The 4,026-nt window shown below is 41.1% G+C and carries 5 protein-coding genes; 2 read left to right on the top strand and 3 right to left on the bottom strand.

Going from position 1 to position 4,026, the window contains the following annotated elements:
• Positions 1-180 precede the first annotated feature (180 nt).
• Positions 181-459: a peptidylprolyl isomerase PpiC gene (gene ppiC / locus B9J84_RS15900; protein WP_026027858.1), complete on the bottom strand. Its 279-nt coding sequence runs from the start codon at positions 457-459 to the stop codon at positions 181-183.
• Between the two features lie 185 nt (positions 460-644).
• Between ppiC and B9J84_RS15905 the strand changes: the two genes are divergently transcribed.
• Positions 645-1,562 carry a chemotaxis protein gene (locus B9J84_RS15905; protein WP_019281245.1) on the top strand — a complete coding sequence of 306 codons (918 nt, stop codon included), beginning with the start codon at positions 645-647 and terminating at the stop codon, positions 1,560-1,562.
• Here the strand turns inward: B9J84_RS15905 and B9J84_RS15910 are convergent.
• Positions 1,559-1,936: an MmcQ/YjbR family DNA-binding protein gene (locus tag B9J84_RS15910; protein WP_017045994.1), complete on the bottom strand. Its 378-nt coding sequence runs from the start codon at positions 1,934-1,936 to the stop codon at positions 1,559-1,561. The genes B9J84_RS15905 and B9J84_RS15910 overlap by 4 nt on opposite strands.
• Before the next feature lie 232 nt (positions 1,937-2,168).
• Here B9J84_RS15910 and B9J84_RS15915 point away from each other — a divergent pair, with 232 nt between their 5' ends.
• A complete protein-coding gene (locus tag B9J84_RS15915; protein ID WP_017045993.1) occupies positions 2,169-3,185 on the top strand; it encodes a GGDEF domain-containing protein in 1,017 nt (338 codons plus the stop codon).
• A 118-nt stretch (positions 3,186-3,303) separates the two neighbouring features.
• Here the strand turns inward: B9J84_RS15915 and B9J84_RS15920 are convergent, their stop codons facing one another.
• Positions 3,304-3,882, bottom strand: coding sequence for a malate synthase (locus tag B9J84_RS15920; RefSeq protein ID WP_013868075.1), 579 nt, complete (start codon positions 3,880-3,882; stop codon positions 3,304-3,306).
• Positions 3,883-4,026 lie beyond the last annotated feature (144 nt).

Raw genomic sequence — 4,026 nt, forward strand, 5'->3', positions numbered from 1 at the left:
GTTTGGGTGTAGTAGGCCATTCTATAAAAGGTAATGGAATAAAAAGATAAAGAATCGAGTGTCATTCCTGACGAATGAAAAGCACCACGCACTTCTGGTTTTGAGAAAAAGCGTGGCATTCACTGCTCATTGGTTATTACTTTAAAAATCAACGTCGATGAGAAAATCACCCTATTGAGGCTAGGTCCGATATAGAACTTTTACAACATGCCAACCAAACTTGGTTTTCACCAAATGAGGTGTCAGTACCTCTCCAGTGAAACAGATTTTATCAAATTGAGGGACCATCTGCCCCTGACGAAACTCACCCAGATCGCCCCCTTTTTTACCCGAAGGGCAGGTAGAATATTTTCTGGCTAATGTTTGAAATTTCGCTCCCTTTTTTAACTGAGCGATAATATCTTCAGCTTGTTCTTTATGCTTCACTAAAATGTGAAGAGCCGCTGCCGTTCTTGCCATCATTTTTCTCAATAAATTTGCTACTGCAAATAGTGTAACGGATGCTTTTCAAGAGTCCAACCCCAATGTAAGAGTGCAAAAGATCAATAAACATACGGTTATACTGTTTATTTGCATTTAACGCATTGCCGTCAGTAAGAGATCGTTTAGTATTAAGCATAAGAAACAACGTTGAGTAAGGTGTTATGGCTAAAACCCCCAGTAAGGCAAACCAATCCCAAGGCATGTTGATGTTCACATTGAACACTCAGAAACAGCTTTTTGCTATCGGGACTCTGAAAGTACGAGAGATTGTCCCTTACATGCCAATGACACAAATCCCATATTCTCATCACCATGTGATCGGAACGGTGACTATCCGTAACTTGACGGTACCTGTCATTGATATGGCTGCCGCCATTGGCTTTAGAGCAATTCAACCTAGCGAATATAAACAATGCTACTTAATCGTGACGGACTGCCTGCGAACTGTAGTTGCGTTTATGGTACGTAGCATTGAGAAAATCATCGAGTGTGACTGGCGAACAATCGAGTCTTCACCTGCAGTGGCGGGAAAAGACGTTTTTATCACTGGCATAACCCGCTATCAAAAACAGATTGTGCAGTTACTTGACGTCGAATTATTACTTTCAAAAATTTATCCACAGTATGAATCAACTAAGATCCCGATGCTGACTGATATTGAACGTGAGCGATTAAAAGCATTGCGTATTTTACTGGTGGATGATTCATCTATTGCACGTAAACAATTGTCAGATGCCTTAGACAGTATCAACATCCCTTACCAAATCTGTAAAAATGGACTTGATGCCATTGAGCTGATGCGTCAAGACGCTCAACATCAACGTGCGATCGATTTGCTGGTCAGTGATATTGAAATGCCGGGCCTTGATGGATATGAACTGGCCTTTGAGGTTCAAAATGATCCAATGCTGAGCCATGCTTATTGTATTCTTCACACCTCGCTTTCCAGTGAGATCTGTTTGGATAGAGCTCACCAAGTCGGAGCCCACGAAGCTTTGGAAAAATTTAACGCGACAGAATTGATAGAAGCGATGCTGCGTGGCGCAAAAAAACTGGAACAACGTAAGGATACCGCTTAATCAAGCTTTGCTTGCACAAACAGAGCCTGAAGCGCTTCTCTATCTGATTTTTTCAGTTTACTTACTACAAGCTGATAAGAGCGTTCACATAATTCCTCTAACATCATCTGGTCAACATCTCCGTTTAACTTAACGGAGATCCAGTGTCTTTTATTCATATGATAACCAGGACGAATAGCGGAAAAGGCACTGGTCAGAACTTCACCATCTTCTGGAGTGCACTTCAATGTCACAAACGGCTCTTCTCTCGACTGAGAAGTATAGGCAAACATTTTACCGCGAATTTTGAAAACCAACGCGTCAGGACCAAACGGATAGCTACTTTCTACCTGAGGTAAAATATCCAAAAACGATTCAATATCATACATCTCCATCTATTACTCCTTGATTCAGTAACCAACTTATTTTAATCATTCAACGATTCAATATATAAAAAACCCCCTACTATGTCTGTCTGTTGTGTTTGATCTACATCAAGAATCGATTGTTCACCGTAAATAAAAATTCAACTTCAAACTTTAGTTGCATTTTTTTAGCGCATAACTTTGGGATATCCGCTAATCTTAGCGGTATGAATATCTGTGACTGTCTATTAATTTTACGATAATGACCAGCGACGACTTTAAGAGATCTACAGCCAATTTAAAAAAAGCAGTACCGTTGATGATGAAAAATCATGTGGCGGCGACACCTGCTAACTATGCACTTTGGTATACCTATGTTGACAACGCCATACCTCAACTCAATCGAGAACTCGATTCTGTATTGGAAAACTTTGGCCTTTGTCCTCCCGCGGCAAGCTCTCAACTCTATAACAGCTATGTCGCATCGCGCTCTGAAACCAGTTTAAGCACGCTACGCAACAACATTGAAGTGTTAGTCAATGAAGTCGCAAGTTCAATGTCAGATACCCTAACCGATACCAGCGAATTTGCCAGAGTGATTGATAAAAGTTTTAGTGAATTAGAACGAGTCGAAAACGATGATTTATCGATCGAAGAGGTGATGAAAGTGGTTCGCCAATTGGTCACTGAATCGCGAGATATTCGCCATTCAACTCAGTTTCTAAATGGTCAACTTAATAGTGCCAGTAAAGAAATTCATCGACTGAAAGAGCAGCTTGCCGAGGTGCAAAAAGAGGCTTTATTCGATGGATTGTCCGGTTTATATAACCGCCGTTCGTTCAATGATGATCTCTTTACCCTAATAAGCGCGCAGCAACCAATAAGCCTGATCTTATTAGATATCGATCACTTCAAATCTTTTAATGACAATTATGGCCACCTATTTGGTGACACCGTCATCAAAGGCATCGCTAAAAAGCTTCAGAGTAGCTGTCGAGATGGCATTACCGCCTACCGATTTGGCGGCGAAGAGTTCGTTTTAATTGTTCCAAATAAAACACTGCGCATTGCCAGACAGTTTGCAGAATCACTGCGCCGTTCGATAGAAAAAATGAGCGTGAAGGATCGCCGTTCAGGAAACCAAGTTGGTAATATTACCGCCTCTTTTGGTGTGACAGAATTACAACTAGGTGATACGTCCGAGTCTTTGATAGAAAGAACCGATAAACTGCTCTATGAAGCAAAACAATTAGGCCGCAACCGTGTTATGCCGCTTTAATCGCTTCAACCTCTTATGGGTAGCTGAAAAGCAATCACAATTTCCATAAACCTCAATTTATGGATAGAAAAGTAAAAGGGGCGCCACGCCCCATTTAATCCCAATACGCATCTATAACCTAAGCAAGGTTAAAACTGTAGTTTAAGTAATAGTCTTCACCATCTTTTGCGGTGTACTCCTTATCTTCACTACAAGCTTGAGGCTTACCCTTTTCATCACCTTTGACTAGGCTTACCCAGTGGCGCATTGCGGCGCTGGGCATTTCTTCCACCGATTGGGTAAATGTGGTACACGTTTCTAACTGAATATCATTAATCTCTATCAGTTCAACGCGTCCAGTCCCTTTAGTGCAGCCTAACATCACTTCAACATGGCTACCACTTCCATCACGGAACAAGATCGAACATGGTGACTCCTTTTCACCATTGAAGGCAACAAAATGTTTTGGATGCTTCAAACCACTATGACGCCCATCCTTGAAATAAGCCAACACATGGCGGTAATCGATCACATAACTGGTCACATCTTGATGAGAGCCCGTCGCCAAAGGGAACAATCTATCGAGTAGTTGCTTCGCTCTACTCTGCTTTTCATTTTGTTGATTAGCACTGATAGTCTCGACGGCGAAGACGGCTTCAGCGATAAAGGGTTTATCTAGTTTTTGGATTTCTGTTTTATCGAATGTCAGCATATTCATCGTCTTTTCCTTATAGGTAACTCAACATTTTGTGTTCTAGAGCAATTATTCCAAACTTGCGTTTAACCTTTGTGCAAATTTGTGACCTTGCTTACTTGGTAGATTAACCAATTTTTTACTACAATTTCACAACAAAAATTTTAC

This window comes from Vibrio sp. V03_P4A6T147 (assembly GCF_002241085.1).
GTDB classification, from domain to species: Bacteria; Pseudomonadota; Gammaproteobacteria; order Enterobacterales; family Vibrionaceae; genus Vibrio; species Vibrio anguillarum.